The sequence below is a fragment of the Lentibacillus sp. genome, assembly GCF_035301925.1.
GTDB lineage: Bacteria > Bacillota > Bacilli > Bacillales > Amphibacillaceae > Lentibacillus.
On record NZ_DATGTI010000013.1, the window covers coordinates 1 to 2,933 of the forward strand.

Below are 2,933 nucleotides of genomic sequence, written 5' to 3' on the forward strand. Positions count from 1 at the left end.
AAGAAATGAACTTTGCAAATAAGTAATATATTATGTGAAGGAAGCTTTCCTGTGTTGTAGCGAAAGCTTCCTTCAAAGAAAGCATTTCTCAATTAACCTGGCTTTTAATGATACGCAATTTATTTAAACATTGTAGTGTTAATGATGTGCTACGAGAAAAAGGATACGTTGTCATTGATAACAGTGACTTAAAACCGTTTAAAAACTATAGTAGCCCTCTTTCAAACGACAATGACGTAAGTTTTTATACACTCGCTAAAAAATATATGGATGAGTGTGTTTGGCAAGTAAAAAGTACATAAAATGGCAGTACTTTTTTACATAACCTTGCCAGTCTATTTTCCCAATGGTACGTTTTGGTACGTTTCCATCCTTTATTTTCTTTTCAAGGTTCAAAAATGCGGTCATGATGAGCGATTATTCAAGTTTTGCTTTTGGACAGGGCGTTTGTAAGCCGATAACTCTCACCTGTGAAGGTGATGATATGAGCGTGGTGCACCAGCCGATCCATGATAGCTGCAGTAAGGCGTTTGTCGCCAAATATCGTATTCCATTGCCCAAACTCCAGGTTGGATGTCACAATTACACTAGTTTGCTCGTAACACTCGGCAATCAGGCTGAACAGGAGCTCGGATCCGTCCTTATGGAATGGGACAAATCCCAATTCATCCAAAATGATTAGTTCTGCTTTCCGGAACCCCTGCATAAATCGATTCAATGTACCATTACGGTGCTTTTCCAATAGTTTAGAAACGAGGTCATTAACCCGGTAAAACCTCACCTCTTTCCCTTGCCTGCATGCTTCTAGCCCTAATGCGGAAGCCAGATGCGTTTTTCCTGTCCCAACAGATCCAACCATCATAATATTTTGCTTGTCCTCCATGAATGTTAAATCTTTCAGGGAATCCATGGTAACCGTTGAAGGAAGCTCCGGTGCCCAAGATTCATCGTAATCCTCCAAGGTCTTCATTTGGTTGAATCCGGCTTTTTTGATTAAACGCTGTACTTTATTGTGTTCTTGTGCCTGCACCTCTTTTTCCAAACAATGCAGGAGAAATTCTTCATGGGTTTCTGCTTTAATTTGATCATAAATTTCCCCTATATGCCCCAGTTTCAGCTTCTTGCAGTAAGCCTGAATGCGTTCTCCCCATTCCATCAGGTCCACACCTCCCTGGTGAGCGCATCATACGCCTCCAAAACAGGTTCATAATCCCTGACATCGGAAGGGGTATAGGTTTCTTCCAAATAGTCCAGTTGCTCGGGATGTATCGTACGATACAATTCCTGATAAATGACGCCTTCTTCATCCCAAAGATCAGTGCTTATATGAATTATAGCTTCGGCAACTTGATAGATACGATACCCATCGTTGAGCCATCTTATAAGGCTTTTTATCCGCCTTTTTCTATGGGGGAGATCAGCGATATCCAGATATCGCTGAAGCGTTTCAGGAAGCGCTGCGTAAACCACGGTATAGGGAATAGCTCTTGGTTTATTCTTCACTTGTTCCAATTCCTGAATCCAGTCCATTTCCCGTTGCTTGAGACTAAATGGGCGCGGGATGACGGCTAATGTCTCATACGCTTGATTCATTACTTCTACACAGTCCCAGTAGACTTTTAGCGATACAAGCTGCTGCGCACCCCCTCCTGGAACGGAAAGACGTTCCTGATCGATGTGGACTTTTCCATATTTGTCGAGCTTGGCTGTTTCCAGGTGAACGACTTCAAATGAATCTCGGGGGAGCTGCAGAAGTTTTTCCCGTTCTTCTTCCCACAATGACTGAATCGGCTGTTTATGCTTGTAATGTTCGTTTTCCATAGCCTTTTCAGCTTTTTGATTCATCTGCTGATTGATCTGTTTCCAGGATGTCATGACTGGAATAGGCACAAACCAGTTTCTTCTGCTTGTTCCAACTTTATTTTCCACATTGCCTTTTTCATGGCCGGCTCCAGGATTACAGAAGACAGCTTCAAACCGGTAATGAAGTTTGAAACGGTGAAACATGTCCGTTAACTCGCGTTCCTCGTGCCCCTTGATCGTCGCGACCGCGGCAGATAAGTTGTCAAACCATAATTTGCGCGGAACACCCCCTGCCTGGGCAAAAAGCTGCTTGAGCCCTTCCAAAAAGCAAGTGATGTTCTCTCGGGGCAATACGACCAGGTAGGCAGCGTTACTGTACGGAAAGGACATCACGAGATATTTGACTTGAAGCCATGTTCCCTCATAAATGATGTCTGTCGTACCAAAGTCTACCTGTGCCTCACCTCCCGGATGAATCAACTCGGTATAGGTTTTCTGTTCTTGTGCTAACTCCTTTTTTCGCTTAGACACGTAGCCGGTAACGGTGCGCACACCTCCGGTATACCCGCATTCATCACGGAGACGCTCATAGATGCGGATATTGGTATGACGCTGTTTTCGTTTCCGGGACAAGTCCTCTGTCAGCCACGCTTCGATGATATCCAAATAAGGTCCCAGAATTGGATAACGTTTAATCCGTTTTTTCACTTCAGGACTCCAATCATCCCGATCCGCATATTTTTTGGCTGTTCGCCAATTAATACCAAGACGTTTGGCCAGGGAATTAATCGACAGCCCTTCCTTTTCCCGTAAAAAATTGATATAGTCAATTTGAGCCATTGCTAGCATCCTTTCATTCCTCCCCATGTTTATTGGTCTTTACATGTAGGAGGTTAATAGAATTTGGGATGACTGGCAAGGCTCTTTTTTTATCGGCAGTTGTGTATTTTTAGGCTGCCGAATTATGTACTTTTATTCTGCCATAAACAGATGAGGACTATTTTGAACGATTCATAAATGGAGAAGGAACTGCAACGGAATCGGGGAAGTTTCTCATGCAGCTTAAAAATAATAAAGAAAAATATAGTAAAGAGATTATAGATGAGTTTGAAATAAACGAACAGCAAGTT

The 2,933-nt window shown here is 42.8% G+C and carries 2 protein-coding genes; both read right to left on the reverse strand.

Translation table 11 applies throughout. The features are described from left to right. Positions 1-421 precede the first annotated feature (421 nt). Complete coding sequence (gene istB, locus VK080_RS01545) at positions 422-1,156, reverse strand: IS21-like element helper ATPase IstB (protein WP_324223049.1); 735 nt, start codon at positions 1,154-1,156, stop codon at positions 422-424. After that, a complete protein-coding gene (istA, locus tag VK080_RS01550) occupies positions 1,156-2,652 on the reverse strand; it encodes an IS21 family transposase (RefSeq protein WP_324223050.1) in 1,497 nt (498 codons plus the stop codon). The genes istB and istA overlap by 1 nt, the downstream gene beginning before the upstream one ends. Positions 2,653-2,933: the final 281 nt, after the last annotated feature.

What these genes read in the sequence shown, in the direction of transcription:
- istB (WP_324223049.1), bottom strand. Translation starts at nt 1,156, where the DNA reads ATGGAATGGGGAGAACGCATTCAGGCTTACTGCAAGAAGCTGAAACTG.
- istA (WP_324223050.1), bottom strand. Translation starts at nt 2,652, where the DNA reads ATGCTAGCAATGGCTCAAATTGACTATATCAATTTTTTACGGGAAAAG.